The 15,571-nt window shown below is 41.8% G+C and carries 21 protein-coding genes; 8 read left to right on the plus strand and 13 right to left on the minus strand.

Annotation, left to right across the window (positions count from 1 at the left end; translation table 11 throughout):
• Positions 1-66 precede the first annotated feature (66 nt).
• The 7 genes from ACFFGT_RS23590 to ACFFGT_RS23620 form a co-directional block, all read right to left on the minus strand.
• Positions 67-438 carry a VOC family protein gene (locus tag ACFFGT_RS23590; RefSeq protein WP_377024974.1) on the minus strand — a complete coding sequence of 124 codons (372 nt, stop codon included), beginning with the start codon at positions 436-438 and terminating at the stop codon, positions 67-69.
• 155 nt (positions 439-593) lie between these two features.
• Complete coding sequence (locus ACFFGT_RS23595) at positions 594-983, minus strand: VOC family protein (RefSeq protein ID WP_377024975.1); 390 nt, start codon at positions 981-983, stop codon at positions 594-596.
• A gap of 16 nt (positions 984-999) precedes the next feature.
• Entirely contained in the window at positions 1,000-1,200 is a 201-nt protein-coding gene (locus ACFFGT_RS23600; RefSeq protein WP_377024976.1) for a helix-turn-helix transcriptional regulator, read from the minus strand.
• Positions 1,197-1,634, minus strand: coding sequence for a hypothetical protein (locus tag ACFFGT_RS23605; RefSeq protein WP_377024977.1), 438 nt, complete (start codon positions 1,632-1,634; stop codon positions 1,197-1,199). The genes ACFFGT_RS23600 and ACFFGT_RS23605 overlap by 4 nt, the downstream gene beginning before the upstream one ends.
• Positions 1,631-2,101 (minus strand): hypothetical protein, encoded by a 471-nt coding sequence (locus ACFFGT_RS23610; protein ID WP_377024978.1) that lies wholly within the window; start codon positions 2,099-2,101, stop codon positions 1,631-1,633. Before ACFFGT_RS23610 ends, ACFFGT_RS23605 begins: the two co-directional genes overlap by 4 nt.
• A gap of 160 nt (positions 2,102-2,261) precedes the next feature.
• Positions 2,262-2,789 (minus strand): ribosome maturation factor RimM, encoded by a 528-nt coding sequence (gene rimM, locus ACFFGT_RS23615; RefSeq protein ID WP_377024979.1) that lies wholly within the window; start codon positions 2,787-2,789, stop codon positions 2,262-2,264.
• 119 nt (positions 2,790-2,908) lie between these two features.
• Positions 2,909-3,430, minus strand: coding sequence for a 30S ribosomal protein S16 (locus ACFFGT_RS23620; protein WP_377024980.1), 522 nt, complete (start codon positions 3,428-3,430; stop codon positions 2,909-2,911).
• A 231-nt stretch (positions 3,431-3,661) separates the two neighbouring features.
• Between ACFFGT_RS23620 and ACFFGT_RS23625 the strand changes: the two genes are divergently transcribed.
• Entirely contained in the window at positions 3,662-4,198 is a 537-nt protein-coding gene (locus ACFFGT_RS23625; RefSeq protein ID WP_377024981.1) for a 5' nucleotidase, NT5C type, read from the plus strand.
• A gap of 78 nt (positions 4,199-4,276) precedes the next feature.
• On the opposite strand, the gene pfkA is transcribed toward ACFFGT_RS23625, so the two are convergent.
• The 4 genes from pfkA to ACFFGT_RS23645 all read right to left on the minus strand — a co-directional run bounded on the left by pfkA (position 4,277) and on the right by ACFFGT_RS23645 (position 8,425).
• Positions 4,277-5,254, minus strand: a complete 978-nt coding sequence (gene pfkA / locus ACFFGT_RS23630; RefSeq protein ID WP_377024982.1) for a 6-phosphofructokinase — start codon at positions 5,252-5,254, stop codon at positions 4,277-4,279.
• A 144-nt stretch (positions 5,255-5,398) separates the two neighbouring features.
• The gene (locus ACFFGT_RS23635) at positions 5,399-7,156 is read right to left on the minus strand and encodes a protein-disulfide reductase DsbD family protein (protein ID WP_377024983.1); all 1,758 of its coding nucleotides are present in this window, start codon (positions 7,154-7,156) and stop codon (positions 5,399-5,401) included.
• A gap of 23 nt (positions 7,157-7,179) precedes the next feature.
• Positions 7,180-7,632 (minus strand): protein-disulfide reductase DsbD domain-containing protein, encoded by a 453-nt coding sequence (locus tag ACFFGT_RS23640; protein ID WP_377024984.1) that lies wholly within the window; start codon positions 7,630-7,632, stop codon positions 7,180-7,182.
• 19 nt (positions 7,633-7,651) lie between these two features.
• On the minus strand, positions 7,652-8,425 hold the full coding sequence (locus ACFFGT_RS23645; RefSeq protein WP_377024985.1) for a biotin--[acetyl-CoA-carboxylase] ligase: 774 nt from the start codon (positions 8,423-8,425) through the stop codon (positions 7,652-7,654).
• A 47-nt stretch (positions 8,426-8,472) separates the two neighbouring features.
• Between ACFFGT_RS23645 and rsfS the strand changes: the two genes are divergently transcribed.
• The 3 genes from rsfS to ACFFGT_RS23660 all read left to right on the plus strand — a co-directional run bounded on the left by rsfS (position 8,473) and on the right by ACFFGT_RS23660 (position 11,747).
• On the plus strand, positions 8,473-8,847 hold the full coding sequence (rsfS, locus tag ACFFGT_RS23650) for a ribosome silencing factor (RefSeq protein ID WP_110586341.1): 375 nt from the start codon (positions 8,473-8,475) through the stop codon (positions 8,845-8,847).
• Between the two features lie 90 nt (positions 8,848-8,937).
• Positions 8,938-11,052, plus strand: a complete 2,115-nt coding sequence (gene ftsH / locus ACFFGT_RS23655) for an ATP-dependent zinc metalloprotease FtsH (protein WP_377024986.1) — start codon at positions 8,938-8,940, stop codon at positions 11,050-11,052.
• Positions 11,053-11,108: 56 nt separating this feature from the next.
• Positions 11,109-11,747 carry a LutC/YkgG family protein gene (locus ACFFGT_RS23660; RefSeq protein WP_377024987.1) on the plus strand — a complete coding sequence of 213 codons (639 nt, stop codon included), beginning with the start codon at positions 11,109-11,111 and terminating at the stop codon, positions 11,745-11,747.
• A 96-nt stretch (positions 11,748-11,843) separates the two neighbouring features.
• Here the strand turns inward: ACFFGT_RS23660 and ACFFGT_RS23665 are convergent, their stop codons facing one another.
• Both ACFFGT_RS23665 and ACFFGT_RS23670 read right to left on the minus strand, forming a co-directional pair.
• A complete protein-coding gene (locus ACFFGT_RS23665) occupies positions 11,844-12,524 on the minus strand; it encodes a hypothetical protein (RefSeq protein ID WP_512700658.1) in 681 nt (226 codons plus the stop codon).
• A 59-nt stretch (positions 12,525-12,583) separates the two neighbouring features.
• Positions 12,584-12,928 (minus strand): hypothetical protein, encoded by a 345-nt coding sequence (locus ACFFGT_RS23670; RefSeq protein WP_377024988.1) that lies wholly within the window; start codon positions 12,926-12,928, stop codon positions 12,584-12,586.
• Between the two features lie 151 nt (positions 12,929-13,079).
• Here ACFFGT_RS23670 and ACFFGT_RS23675 point away from each other — a divergent pair, with 151 nt between their 5' ends.
• Genes ACFFGT_RS23675 through ACFFGT_RS23690 form a run of 4 tightly spaced genes read left to right on the plus strand, consistent with a single transcriptional unit; the run spans position 13,080 to position 15,562 of the window.
• Positions 13,080-13,451, plus strand: coding sequence for a hypothetical protein (locus ACFFGT_RS23675; RefSeq protein WP_377024989.1), 372 nt, complete (start codon positions 13,080-13,082; stop codon positions 13,449-13,451).
• A 53-nt stretch (positions 13,452-13,504) separates the two neighbouring features.
• Entirely contained in the window at positions 13,505-14,164 is a 660-nt protein-coding gene (locus tag ACFFGT_RS23680) for a hypothetical protein (RefSeq protein WP_377024990.1), read from the plus strand.
• Entirely contained in the window at positions 14,125-14,955 is an 831-nt protein-coding gene (locus ACFFGT_RS23685) for a sensor histidine kinase (RefSeq protein ID WP_377024991.1), read from the plus strand. Before ACFFGT_RS23680 ends, ACFFGT_RS23685 begins: the two co-directional genes overlap by 40 nt.
• Entirely contained in the window at positions 14,921-15,562 is a 642-nt protein-coding gene (locus ACFFGT_RS23690; protein WP_377024992.1) for a response regulator transcription factor, read from the plus strand. Before ACFFGT_RS23685 ends, ACFFGT_RS23690 begins: the two co-directional genes overlap by 35 nt.
• The last annotated feature ends 9 nt before the right edge of the window (positions 15,563-15,571 follow it).

A 15,571-nucleotide genomic window follows, 5' to 3' on the forward strand; every position in this document is an offset into this window, starting at 1 on the left:
TGAGATTAGGTTAGTTAACGCATAACGTACTGATGTGCAGGATGGTATAAGTAAACAGGAACTTTTTTATCCCCTGTGCTGATAAATTCCCCATAAATTACCAGCCGGATCGGTAAAATGCGCTGTTATCTCCGGGAAATCTTTGCCTATTGGTTGAACGATTGTGCCGCCGCTGGCTTCTATTAGTTTAAGTGTTGCTTCGGCATCATCAACCATAATAGATATCAGTAATCCGGCTTTGCCCATCGGTTCGCGGCCGGTTACCCACATGCCGCTTACCTCGCCCACGCCATCATCAAATGAAGCAAAACCTTCATTATTAGTGCGGATCTGCCAGTTGAAAACTGTTTGAAAAAACTTTGATGATATGTTGATATCAATGGCCGGGATTTCGATATAGCATATTTTGCCGTTGCCGTAGGTGGGTTGCTTTGCCATGGGGGAATTGGTTAATGTGATAAAATCTGTGCTAAAATTATGTCATTTATGCCATTGCGAGGAGGAACGACGAAGCAATCGCATGCTATACAGGGCGGCTATGCTTCCGTGCGATTGCCGCGCTGCGGCAATGACATGTTTATAAAATGCTGTATTTAAATCGCCTTCTCAATCATCCATCGATGCCCGAAAGGATCAACAAAATCTCCCTGGCGGTAGCCATAGTCCCAGTCCGTTACTTCGGAAGCTATTTTTGCACCTGCTTGTTTTGCCTGTTCCATTACCGCGTGCACATCATCCACAAAAAGACCGATGGTTACGCTCGTGGCCTTTATTGTATCGGGACAAAGTACGGCAGTTCGTTCCGTTTCCTCGTGCAGGTGGAACAGGGTGCCATCTATCGAAAGTTCTGACACATGGATGCTGCCATCGTCATTGCTGAAACGCCTGAGCTCGACGGCTCCTAAAGCGTTAATGTAAAAGCTGATATCGGTTACACCATGCGGAATGGCTAACTGAGGTGCGAAGCTTGGTTTTGTTGCCATGGTTATATTGGTTTGGTTAATCCTCGTTATCTAACGAAAAAATCTCTTCAACTGGTTTGCCAAATACGCGGGCTATTTTTAAAGCCAGCACGGTAGATGGCACATACCGGTTGCTTTCGATGGTATTAATGGTTTGCCGCGATACCCCGATAAGCTCGGCAAGCTCGGCCTGGGTGATGTTCTTGATAGCGCGCTCAACCCGGATGTTATTTTTCATGCCTGCCCCTCTTCCTTATTGATGAGGCGGTTGTTCTGAAAAATTTTCCACCTGAAACGTACAATGAAAAACACAAGCGGTACCAATAAATTTAAAAACAAAATATGTTCGGTGTCTTTACTTAATATTAAACTCACCACCAAAAGTATATAATTTACGTAAATAGCCCACTGCAGCGAATCGAGGCGGAGCTTGAAAATCTGTTCGTCCTCTATCCGCTCTTTGGCAAAAGCGATAAAGAACAAGCCTACGGCCATAAGTAAAGTCGTCGTCATGAAAAAGATGTGATGGCTGTTAAACAGGTTGTCGCTTACGGGTTCGTCATGCATACTGAAACCCATTTCTTTTTTAAACATCACAATAGGGATATGGATCAGGAAAAGGGCCAGCCCCAGGTACCTGAACCAGTGCGGGAATAAAAAGCGTGATTTCATGATTGTATGGCCCCCTTAACTTCTGTTGTTAAGCCCCTGTTCAATAAAAACATCTTCCACCTGAAACGGATAATGAAAAACACCAGCAGGGTTAATACATTATACATAGTAAACATCAGGAAAGTAATGCCATAGGAGGCGAAGATGAGTACCGCGAAAACAGCATAGTTAACATAAACCGCCCATTGCAATGAGTCTGACCGGAGTTGTACTATATGCTCATCTTCAACGGTTTCTTTTGAAAACGCCAATAAAATTAAGCCTGATAATACCATAAGCAACTGGATCTCATCATCAAAAGATTCATCTCTGGAAGCACCCCAAAAACTGTTTCCCGTTGAGAAACTGTGCCATACAAAGATCTCTTTTGAGCTGTTTTGCGAATAAATAAAAAAGGCAATTCCTGCTAAAAATAAAAACAGCCCCAGGAACCGGGCATTTGACGGAAATAAGATACGTGATTTCATAATTGTAAAGTTTGGCTTACCAAAAGTAAAATAAACTTTACAAATGTCAAATATATTTGACAAAATATTTTTTGAAATTCTATGTAACGGAAAATGCCCGTGGGGACACGGGCATTGGGGGGTTTTATTTCTTTATTCTAAATTCTTGTATCTAAAAAAACTATCCTTCCAGGTAAATATCCAGCAATCCTTCCGGCAGGTCAATGTAAATTTCGCCGCCTTCAATATCTATCCCTTTAATGATCTCCAAGTTGAGCGGGAAAAGCACTTCTTTATTTTTATACAGCACAGTAGCTATTAATTGCTGAGGGTATTCCTGTACAGCTATTATTTCGCCCAGTTCGCCGTGTGTTTCATCTATAGCGATAAAGCCTTCCACATCATTCAATGTAAATTCGGCTTTTTTCTTTTTGGGCTTTAATTTATTTGGCAGATAGATATCACGTTTAGCCAGTACCGATGCTTTTTCAATAGTATCAACATCCTCCAGGTTAAGGTAGGCATTGTTTTTTTGCAGGTATTTTATCGACGATACAAAATAAGGGATCAGCTTGCCGGCAATATCAATAAATACTGCATTGAACTTAATGTTTTCAATGCCGTCAAAATCAACGTATATCTGCAGCTCGCCTTTTAAGCCTTTGGTTTTTAATACGCTGCCTATCCTGAAATGATCTTCAGTTTTCATGTAAAATAGGGTTAAACAATAATGGCGAAGCTATTTGCTCCGCCATTATCAGGATTCACGAAATCAAGCGTAATAATCAAAGACAAAATGCCTGTTGTTGTACGTTGATTTCAAATAAATTATTCTGCGCTTTCAGTTTCAGTTGCTGCATCTTCTGCAGGAGCTTCGGTTTCTTCGGCAACAGGAGCGTTTTTAGCAGCAATAGCAGCAGCTTTTTCTTCGCTCTTTTTAGCTTCAGCAGCTAAAGCAGCTTTGCGGGCTTCGTCTTTAGCAACGTTTAAGCTGGTTTTTTTACCGGTGATTTTGCTGTCTTTCTGGTCAAGCCATTCAGCAAATTTGGTTTCCAGTTGTTCTTCGGTTAAAGCACCTTTTTTAACACCACCTTGTAAGTGTTTTTTGTACAGCACACCTTTGTATGAAAGGATAGCACGACAAGTATCGGTAGGCTGGGCACCGTTGTTAACCCAATCTAAAGTTTTGTCGAAATTGATGTCGATAGTTGCGGGGTTAGTGTTTGGGTTGTATGAACCTAAACGCTCAATGAAGCGTCCATCACGTGGAGCGCGTGAGTCTGCTACCACGATGTAATAAAAAGGTTTACCTTTTTTACCGTGTCTTTGTAGTCTGATCTTAGTTGCCATTGTAAATTTTTATGTATTCAACATTATCCCCGGAGTTCTTTCTGCGGGGATGCAAAGGTATAAATAATTATTAAAATTTAAAATGCTTGATAATTAATTATTTATCTTTTGAGTGAGTGGTTGATTGAGTTGATTAGGTGAGTGGTTGTTTTTATCTATAAAACTGCCGTTTTGGGCTGTTTTTTTAAACTTAACATTGCAGTAATTTAAAAAAATCGGAACTTACCCGCCATGAGCATCAACAGAAAAACACGGATAGCTATTGATATGGATGAAGTTATTGCCGATACCATTGGCAAATTCATCAGCATGTATAAAGAAAGGCATAATGAAGAAATTAGCCTGGGCAATATGGAAGGCCGGGAATTCAGGGAGATTTTGCCGCCGCATTTGAGCGAAACCTTACGGGTTTATATTAACGAACGCGGTTTTTTCAGGGATATCCCCGTAATGCCCGATGCGCAGGAAGTGGTGAGAGCCCTGCATGAAAAATATGATGTATATATAGCATCGGCGGCTATGGAGTTTAAATACTCATTAGAGGATAAGCAGGCCTGGCTTGAGGAGCATTTCCCTTTTATCTCGTGGACAAACATTATTTTTTGCGGGCACAAGATTTTAGATGTTGATATCATGATTGACGACCGCATTAAAAACTTTACCACATTTAACGGCCGGAAGATCCTATATACCTCGCCGCATAACATGCTGCTTACCGATTACGAGCGGGTAAATACCTGGCAGGAGGTTGCAGCTAAATTATTGTAGGCAGCATCTTTGATCAAATAAAAACAGCCCTGACTTAAATTAAATCAGGGCTGTTTTTATTTATCGTTTTAGCTGAAATTACATGGAAAGCATTTCAACCAGCTTAATCATGTTTGGATCAATGCCCTGGTGATGTTTAATAGCATGCTCAAACGGAGTGTAAGCAATTTCACCATTGATGAGGCCTATCATTTCATTACGGTGCCCATCTCTTAAGGCTTCAACGGCAGCAGCGCCAACACGGCTTGCCAATACCCTGTCCATACAGCTTGGTGCTCCACCGCGTTGTATGTGGCCTAAAATAGAAATCCTGGTATCGTAATTAGGGAACTTATCCTGTACCAACCTGCCTACTTCAAACGCGCCGCCGGCATCTTCGCCCTCGGCAACAATCACAATGCGCGATGTTTTGTCTTTACGGCCAAATTCAAGGCGGTTCAATAAACCTTCGAGCCCGGTTTTACTTTCGGGGATCAGGATGGCTTCGGCGCCGGTAGCAATACCGGTACGTAAAGCGATCAGGCCCGAGTCGCGGCCCATTACCTCAACAATAAATAAACGATCGTGCGATTCGGCAGTATCCCTGATCTTATCAACAGCATCAACAACAGTGTTGATAGCAGTATCATAACCAATGGTAAAATCGGTACCTACAAGGTCGTTATCAATTGTGCCGGGTAAACCAACCACCGGGATATCATACTCGCTGCCAAAAACTTTAGCGCCGGTAAATGTACCATCGCCGCCAATGGCAACTAAAGCATCAACCTTGTTTTTTATCAGTTGTTCATAAGCAATTTTACGGCCTTCGGGCGTTCTGAAATTATCGCACCTTGCAGTTTTAAGTATAGTGCCCCCACGCTGTATAATGTTTGAAACCGATTTACGGTTCATAGGAACAAATTCGCCTTTGCCCATACCATCGTAACCGCGGCGGATGCCTGTAACCTCAATTCCGTAATACATAGCGGCACGTACCACCGCCCTGATGGCAGCATTCATTCCCGGTGCGTCGCCACCTGAAGTAAAAACGCCGATATTTTTGATCTGAGTCATTTTTTTGTTTTGGTTATGAACAGGCTAACCCATTCATAACTAATTAGGGTAATAAATATTGTTCGTTATTTAAACCCCGCCTAACCAATAAAACGCGGAATTTGAATTTTGCGCGAATTTACACTTATTTTTTTAACTCGATCTCTATTTTTTGTAAGCAGTTATGCCGCTGTCTAAAAATTTAAGGTAACTGGATATGTCATAATTAGCCGGTGATGTTGGTATTTCGGCACCCGAAGCATCTTTAAGTAAGTTGCCTTCGCTATCAAGCATTACATATAACGGCTGCGAATTTGAGTTGAAGCGCTTAGCTTCCAAATTGCTCCATTTACCACCAAGTGTTGTGATCTTTTTACCGCTGTAATCTGATACAAACTGTTCTGCTGCGGGTAATTCGGCTTTGTCGTCAACAACCAGCTGCAGCAATACAAAATCATTTTTTATGCGGCTAAACACCTGCGGGTCCGACCATACATTGGCTTCCATTTTACGGCAGTTAACACAGTTAAAGCCTGTAAAGTCAATTAGTATCGGTTTGTGCAGTGCTTTTGAAACCTGCAGTGCCTGGTCGTAATCATACCATGCATCCAGTCCTTTGGTTTTAATACGGGTATAGTTCTCTGCATACTTGCGTTCGCCAATGCTTGCCGGTATAGCTGCCGATGGTGTAGCCGATGCAGAACCTGAACCATCCGGAATACTTGAAAGGTTGAAATCCTGTGTAGCCTCCGGAGGTAAAAATGCGCTTATCGATTTTAATGGCGCTCCCCACAAGCCCGGGATCATATAAATAACAAACGCAAATACAATTATTGCCAGGAAGGTACGCGGAATAGTAAGGTATTTTACATCACTGTCGTGCGAAAACTTGATTTTGCCAATCAGGTAAAGCCCGATCATCAAACCAATAGCTATCCATAAGGATAAAAATATTTCACGGTCAAACCAGTTCCAGTGATAGGCAAGATCCACATTTGATAAAAATTTCAATGCAAATGCCAGCTCAAGAAAACCTAATACAACTTTAACGCTGTTCAACCACCCGCCCGATTTAGGCAGGGTTTTCAGTGCCGAAGGGAATAAAGCGAATATGGTAAACGGTAAAGCTAAGGCCAGCGAAAAGCCGAACATGCCCATTGCCGGGCCAAGGCGGTCGCCTTTTGATGCAGCATCAACCAGCAGCGTACCTATAATTGGACCGGTGCAAGAGAATGAAACCACAACAAGCGTTGCTGCCATGAAGAATATTCCCGCAAGACCGCCTTTGTCCGAATTTTCATCCAACTTATTGGCCAGCTTGCTTGGCAGCACAATTTCAAAGGCACCCAAAAAGGAAATACCAAATACAATGAGCAGTAAAAAGAAGAAAATATTAAATATGCCGTTTGTGGCCAGCTCATTAAGCGCATCCGACCCGAAAATTATGGAGATCAGCAAGCCTAACGTAACATAAATTACAATGATTGATATACCGTAAATAAGCGATTGCATGACAGCTTTGCTCCTGCTGCCACTTTTTTTGGTAAAAAAGCTTACTGTTAAAGGCAATAGAGGATAAATACAAGGCAAAATTACCGCAGTGAAGCCGCCTAACAAGCCTTCAATAAAGATTTGCCAAAGTGATTTTGGTTTTTCGGCTGTTTTTGAAGCAGAGGTAGTTGTTTTTGAAGCTTTTGCCGCTTCTGCCTTTTTTACCGAATCTGCTTGCTTTTTCCTGATCGCTAAGCTATCAGCAGCAGTAGGGATCTCTGTAAATGTAACATCGGCCGCCGATACCGAAGTATCTGCTGCTTTCTTTTGTACAGCATAAACCGGATTTGCTCCGGCTATGTTAAGGATGATCAGGGTAATTAATGCGATAAGCCCGGCACGCAGGGAAGCACCTTTATTTAATAATTTCATGACTACTGTTAAGGTGTGCTGAATTATTTACCTAAAGGGATAGTGAAATCAACATCTTCCGGTGGCAGGCATTTCATATCATTACAGGTCATGTAAGTTAATTTACCTGTAACTGCTGTTGCCTTGGGCGATTTTAAACTGATTTTTTGGCTGAAAACCACTTCTTTTTCAAAATAGCTTACATTCATGCTGAATGACTTTTCGTATTTGGTTATCGGCGTAGGCTCGGTAGTTTTGCCAACAGCAGCATATAATTTTGATGGGGTAAAATCAAATGAGGTTTTTATTGGGCCGCCGTCTTTTACGGTTTGTGAATAAATGTGCCAGCCGTTTTGTATGGTAGCTTTTAAAAATACCACAGCTTCTTTTTCATTTACCTTTTTTGCCGCGTACGACCACCTAACCGGCGATTCGATCTGGGCGTAAGCGCCGGCGCTGATGATGAGCGCGGTTACCAATACCAATAGTTTCTTCATTTGTGTTTTGTAGTTTTTATTATTTGTTTAAAAATTTCAATTCTTTAAGGTTAAACTCAAGTTGCTGCCCATTAGTATCTTCAATAACCAGTAAGCCGTTTGGCAATACATTTTTTACAGTGCCATTGAAAATCCCGTTGTTTGACTCAAAGTTTTTAACCTCGTTTAACCAGTATAGTCGGCTTAAGTAAGCATTCCTTACAAATTCAATTTCGCCGGCCTTCAATTTCAGGTAGTAAACTTCAATAAGCTTGCAAATTTCCGATAATAACAGGGTTAAATCATAATCCTTTTGTAAGATTTGTTTGACAGAGGTGGCATTTGCAGCGCCAGGAGGAAAATTTTCCTGGTTTACGTTTAAACCGATGCCAATAACAGAGTCCCTGAGCTGCCCGCTATGTATTGTATTTTCAATGAGCATGCCGCCAAGTTTCCTGTCGCCGTAATAAATATCATTGGGCCATTTAATTTTTAGCCCGTTGCCCAATATGGGCTGCAAGGCATCATGTACACCTAAACTTGCAGCGCGGTTCAGATCAAACTGATCGCCAACGGCCAAAAAATCAGGTTTTAATAAAAGGCTGAATGTAAGGTTTTTTCCGGGTTCGCTATGCCAGGTATTTTGTTGCTGGCCCCGGCCTGCGTATTGCTCTTCTGCCATAATGACCGTACCTTCAGGTACTGGCTTGGAATTTGACAGTAAGTTTTTAAGAAAACTATTTGTTGAATCAACTTGTTTAATTGTTACTAAATTTTGACCAACAAATAATCCTGAAAATATGTTATTTTGCAAAGTGTAATAATTTTATACTCAAAAACGTTCAAAACTAATTCTTTTTGATGGTAAAAAACAAAGTGTTAAGTGAATCTGCCTATATTTCAGAGCTGGCAATACATGGTATCCAGGAGAAAAAAGGCAATGATATTATCAGGTTAGACCTTCGTAATATATTCAGTTCGGTATCAGATTACTTCGTGATCTGCCATGCTGATTCGTCGACACAGGTAAAAGCTATAGCAAATAGCATTGAGGATGAAATTTTCAAAGCCACCCAAACCGAGCCCTGGCGCAAAGAGGGCCTCGAGTATGGCGAGTGGATACTGCTTGATTATGTGGATGTTGTGATCCATGTTTTCAGGACCGATAAACGTGAGTTTTATGGTGTGGAAGATTTGTGGGGCGATGCAGATATTAAATATTATAAAAGTGCATAAACATCCGTCACAAAAAGGCTCAACGCATAGTCTTACTGTTACCGCGTAAAATTTAAATTATAGATTGTAAGTTTGAGCTCGTAAAAAGAAATGAAAGATATTAAAGATTCTAAATCAGAAAATCCAAGACCTATCCGAAAAATTGTGAACAAGAAGCCCTCACCAAAGCCGCCTAAATTCAATATCATGTGGTTATATGGTATTGTTATCCTGGCGTTTTTGCTGATCCCGGCCTTGTTGAACGGCGGATCGGGCAAACCGGTTACTTTCCAGGAATTTGAAGCTAACATGCTTCGTACAAATGATGTTCAAAAAATCGTAGCTTATAAAAGCGGCGACCTGGTTATGGCCGATGTTTATATTAAACCACAAAGTTTATCAAAACCGTATTTTGCCAGTAACGTATCTAAAGACAAAAACTTTTTCAATACAAGTACCAGCAACAGCGGTCCGCAGTTTACTTTTACAGATGCCTCATACGAGAGCCTGAAAAAATCTATCGCCGATGCTCAAAAAGATGTACCGGATGACCAGAAAGTATCATTGCAGTTTGAGCAGGGCCATGAAAGCCTGTTATCAAACTGGCTGGTACAGGGCGTTATCATGGTGATATTGTTTGCCGGTGTATGGATCTTTATTATGCGCCGCATGAGCGGTGGCTCTGGAGGTGGTCCCGGTGGTCAGATCTTTAACATTGGTAAATCAAAAGCTACCCTGTTTGATAAGGAAGCCCAGGTAACCGTTACATTTAATGATGTTGCCGGTTTGGAAGAAGCCAAACAAGAGGTAATGGAGATTGTGGATTTCCTTAAAAATCCTAAAAAATATACCAACCTGGGTGGTAAAATTCCTAAAGGCGCGCTGCTTGTAGGTTCGCCGGGTACTGGTAAAACCTTGCTGGCTAAAGCTGTTGCAGGCGAAGCACAGGTACCTTTCTTCTCGCTGTCAGGATCTGACTTTGTGGAGATGTTTGTAGGTGTGGGTGCATCACGGGTACGTGATTTGTTCCGCCAGGCAAAGGATAAAGCTCCTTGTATCATTTTTATTGATGAGATTGACGCTATTGGCCGTGCCCGTGGCAAAAACAATATAGTAGGTGGTAACGATGAGCGCGAAAACACCCTGAACCAGTTACTGGTTGAAATGGATGGTTTCGGTACCGATTCAGGTATCATTATATTGGCTGCTACCAACCGTCCTGATGTACTGGATTCGGCTTTATTGCGTCCGGGACGTTTCGACAGGCAGGTATCTATCGATAAACCGGATTTGGTCGGTCGCGAGCAGATCTTTAAGGTTCACTTAAAACCTATCAAATTATCTGATGGTGTTGATGCCAAAAAATTGTCGGCACAAACCCCTGGTTTTGCAGGTGCCGAAATTGCTAACGTTTGTAACGAAGCTGCGCTGATTGCCGCCCGTAAAAATAAAGAGTCGGTTGATATGACCGATTTTCAGGATGCTATTGACCGTGTAATTGGCGGTTTGGAAAAGAAAAATAAGATCATCTCTCCCGAAGAAAAACGCATTGTTGCTTACCACGAAGCCGGCCACGCTATTGCAGGCTGGTTCCTGGAACATGCCGATCCCTTGGTTAAAGTATCTATTGTTCCGCGTGGTGTGGCTGCATTGGGTTATGCTCAATATCTGCCAAAAGAGCAGTTTTTATATACCACCGAGCAATTGCTTGATGAAATGAGTGTATCAATGGGTGGCCGGGTTGCCGAGGACATTGTTTTTGGCAGGATCTCTACCGGTGCATTGAGCGACTTAGAGCGTATTACCAAACTTGCTTACGCCATGACAAAAATCTATGGTATGAACGGTAACGTTGGTAACGTTTCATTCTATGATCCGCAGGGCGAGTACCAGTTTAACAAACCGTACTCTGACACTACTGCCGAAATGATTGACAACGAGGTTCGTAAATTAGTTGATGAGGTTTATCAAAAAACTAAAGTACTGCTAAATGAAAAACGCGAAGGCTTGGAGAGCATAGCTCAAAAGCTGCTGGAAAAAGAGGTATTGTTCCAAAGTGATTTGGAAGAGATATTGGGCAAGCGTCCGTTTGATGAGCGTACAACTTATGATAAGTTTGTAAACGGCGAGGCCGCGTTAAACCCCGATGTGGATAACAACGCCATTCCTGAAACGCTTACTAATCCTGAACTTTCGAGAGTAGATAGCGAAGATCCGAAACTTTAATTTTTTAATTATAATATAAAGCCACCGGCAAAGCTGGTGGCTTTTCTTTTTTAGCCATGAGGGATATCACCACATCAAAAGAAAAACTGCTTAAAAAAATAAGGAAGGCACTTTTGGAGAAAAGGGATAACCCATACCCTCAGCTGGAAGACCTGCCACTTTATCCCCCGACAGAAGAAATGCCGGAGGTGATCTTCGCCGAGCAGTTTACCAATGTATCCGGTCAGTTTATTTTTTGTGAAGATGAGCTGCAGTTTATCGAAAACCTGCTTACCCTTGCCGAAGAGCGTAAATGGCACAAAATTTATTGCTGGGAGCCAAAGCTGCAGGAGATCCTGAACCAGTTTGAATATCCCCACTATGAAACCGATAAAGATTTTGAACAGGCCGAAGTAGGCTTTACGCTATGCGAGGCTTTAATTGCCCGTAACGGCAGCATTTTGCTCTCCAACGGAAACATGGCAGGCCGCAGGTTAAGCATTTATCCATCGGTGCACATTGTACTGGCTTATACCTCACAAATGGTTATGGATTTGAAAGATGGTTTTAAACTCATCAAAGCTAAGTACGGCAACCAGCTGCCATCCATGATCAGCACCGTAACAGGCCCCAGCCGTACCGCCGACATCGAAAAAACATTGGTATTAGGTGCTCATGGCCCTAAAGAGCTTTTTGTTTTTATGCTGGAAGGGTGACCGCTGATTTTTTTTCTGAACCTGGATTTTTGGGATTATAGGATTTACGGGATTTTGTTTTAGTTTGCTACCTTTCGCCTTTCGCCTTTCACCTCCTCAAAACACCTCTTCCAACTTACATTCTTCCAGTATTATCCTTTCACTTTGCTTTAGATTGTTGTATTCCCATTTGATCAGGCGGATCTGGCCATCGGCTATTTCAATGCCTGTGATATCGCCATCGTCAAAACAGCAGCAGCCGCTGTTAAAATAACTTGGGTCTGAAGTGCTGAAGTCGGGTGCTGCATCGCCTTTGGTTTGCCTGTTCACAATCTGTTTGCTTAGTTCATCAGCCAGATTATCATCTCCGGCTTTCTTTGCTTTAGCTATATCGTTGTATAGCTTTTCGAGATGGGTTAACGATCTGAAAACCGGTTGATGTGTGTGCCCGGTTATAAGCAGCATGTTTTTTTGTTTCGAGCTCCATTCGTACATAATTCGGTTATGATCGGTTTTGAGCAGGTCGTTGTTGGCCGGTGTATTGGGATTGATCTTTAAATAAGCCTGGAAGGGGGCCCAGATATCAGATACAAACCATTTGCTGAACCAGTTGCCGTCGCTTTGCAAATCGCCCTGGTGGCCGTGCGTCATAAAGATATTTAAAGGCTTGCCATTGATTTTGGTTTGTAAAACTGCTCCCTCGTATATTTTAATTACCTCATCATAAATTTGCTTTAAGCCGGCCATGGCTAAGGGATCATTATCCCAGTACAGGTCATGGTTGCCGAAAATTTTCATGAACATTTTACGGGTTATGAATTGCTTCTCGCTTTCAAAGGTGGCTTTGTTATGCCGTTTTATGGTGATGAACAGGTTTTCCCAAAGCTCTTCACTATCCCCCAGATTGATGTAGAAAAACTGCTGCTTCTGGTAATAATCAAGGGCGGCAAGATAGTTTTTCTCGGCAAGGGTAATATATCCATATCGTCCCGCGCCCCTTTGTGCTGATCGGACAGGATGATGAATTTATCATTTTCTGCATCGAAAGGTATCACCAAGCCTTTTTTGCCGGAGCCGGTTAACAGATTTTTATATAAGCGGCTTAATGCTGTATTTACCCTTTTTTTATCGGGCCGGGAAGATAACCTGTCGGCCAGCCGCGCCACAGGCTTTGTTAACAGCTTTTGTAGAAACTTACGCATGGCTTTTTAACATATAATACCATGTATTGTGTTGCACGTTGATGGATACTTTTACCGTGTTTAAACGGGGTGCAAAACAGTGAAATAACGGATAGGTTGTTTTATATTATTTGATTAGTTTGGGGACTTAATTTAAGTACCCCGAAATTATATGGAACCTATTGACTTAAAAACCGCCAGGGAAATGGTAGAACGGTACAAAAGTACCCGTAAAACAATTATTGACGATCATCACGGTGTTAACGACACGGAGTCTACCTGGATCCCGCTTGATAAGTTGAAAGAATTTATCAGCAATCTGCCTTCTGATGCAACCGGCGTAAGGTTGCACTTCGGTGTGCATGATGCCGATCATGGCAATGCTCCGCATCAAACATCGGTTGCTATTGTTGGTACCGTGGCAGGTAAAGGCGTGGATCAGCATGTAGATGCAATACAGTCAGATGATGTTGCAAACCTGGCAGTAAGCGGGCTTGCCGCCTTGCGAAGCACAAGGGAATGCCCGCCAATGTGCCAGTCATAGAATAAATTAACCTGTTGCATGAATGCTGAAGTATATGTATTATTTTAGCATTCATGCTGGAGGATTTTTATTATGTAATGGATGTGGTGGCTTTTGTTTGCTGCCTTTTTACATACCGGTCGCTCGACAGGAACTTTAAGTCGTTGTTAGCCTTATTAAGTTTTCTTGTTGTTTACGACTTTGTAAACATTTTTGGCTGGATAAATATTTACCATTCAAACGCCTGGTGTAATAATATTGAAGATATCCTGCTGTTTGCTTTTTATACCAGGTTTATACAGGGATTTGATGAGCGGCCGGAGAAACGGAAGAAAGTTTATATTGGTGCAGGAGTAATTATATTACTATCGATACTTGATATATTGTTCATACAAGGCATTTGGAAAAGGGCAACTGCAGCTACAGTTATCCAAAACCTGTTCCTGATATGGATGGTCTGTAATTATTATTATCGCCTTTTGAATAACGACAGCGATGAGTATATCGAACTGATAACACATCCTCCGTTTTTGGCGTTAACGGGGATATTTTTTAATTATGTGACCACAACATTTTTTTATTCATTGTTCAGCTATATGGTATACCGAAATAATTATCATTTTTATCTGATAGCTGCAACACTGCTTAACCTAACAACGTTTGCGTTGAATTTCTTATTATCATTTGCCTTTATATGCTCTTTCAGGAAGAACAGGTTATCCTCGTTATCATAGCGGGTACAGCACTCATGTTGCTGCTTGGTGTATTTATCATCGGCTTTATGCTCATGTATCAAAAAAAGCAAAATAAAAACCTGCTTGAAAAAGAACACCTCAAAGCCTCATTTAAGCAGGAGATGCTTAAAACCCAGATAGAGATCCAGGAGCAAACGCTTAATGATATAAGCCGCGAGATCCACGACAATATTACCCAGGTTTTATCATTTGTGAAATTGAACCTTGGCTTGCTCAACAATAGCCTCGATGATGAAAAAAAAGCACGGGTAAATGAAAACCGTGAACTGGTTTCGCAAACCATTAATGATTTAAGGCATCTTTCCAAAAGCATGAGTTTTGAACATATCAGCTCACAGGGGCTTATAAAAACCCTTGAAACCGAAACAGATCGCTTAACCCGGAGTGGTATTATCAACGTTATTTTTGATGTTGAAGGCGATGTATACAGGTTGGGTGAGCAGCGTGAGCTGGTGATATTCAGGATATTTCAGGAGGCAGTGAATAATACCCTGAAATACGCTAAAGCAGCTAACCTTAAAATCAGTTTGTATTATACTGCACAAATGTTTAATTTGCTCATCGAAGATGATGGTGCTGGTTTCAATACCGAAAAGGTTGATAATAAGGGCGGTTCGGGATTGCGGAACATTGAAAACAGGGCAGCTTTAGTAGGCGCGGACGTAATTATTACCAGCTCGCCTGGTAAGGGTTGCCAGATAAAATTGTCGTTCAATCCCCTGGTACAACAAATTTATGCTAAAGGAACCCATTCAAATAGCCTTAGTTGACGACCACAGACTCTTCAGGAGTGGTATGGCTGCTCTTGTTACCAATTTTAAAAGATACAATATATTATTTGAGGCCGCAAACGGGCAGGAACTGGTAAATACTATAAGCAGTGGTATTGTTCCTGATATAATATTGCTGGATATCAGTATGCCTGTTATGGACGGCGTTGAAGCTGCACAGGTGCTCAGGGCTAAGCATCCAGGTGTAAGGATCATCATATTATCCATGTTTGAGGATGCCGAAAAGGTGCTGCTCATGGTAAAAATGGGCGTGAAAGGCTACCTGCTTAAAGATTCGGAACCCTATGAAGTTGAAGAGGCCCTTTTGAAGGTTTCGCAAGGGGAACTTTACTATCCTGAGTTTGTAACCCGCCATCTGATCACCAACTTTAACAGTAAGTTAGAGAACATCAAGCTTAACCCACGCGAAATAGAGTTCCTTCGCCTTACCGGCACCGAGCTTACGTACAAAGAAATTGCCGAAACCATGAATATCAGCGTACGCACCGTTGATAGTTACCGCGACCAGCTTTTTGAAAAACTCCAGATCAAAAGCCGCGTGGGACTGGTTTTATACAGCATAAAAAATAAATTGATTGAATTGTAATTTGCTAAT

Origin of the sequence: Mucilaginibacter angelicae (assembly GCF_042434235.1) — a bacterium.
In the GTDB taxonomy this organism is placed as follows: Bacteria; Bacteroidota; Bacteroidia; order Sphingobacteriales; family Sphingobacteriaceae; genus Mucilaginibacter; species Mucilaginibacter angelicae.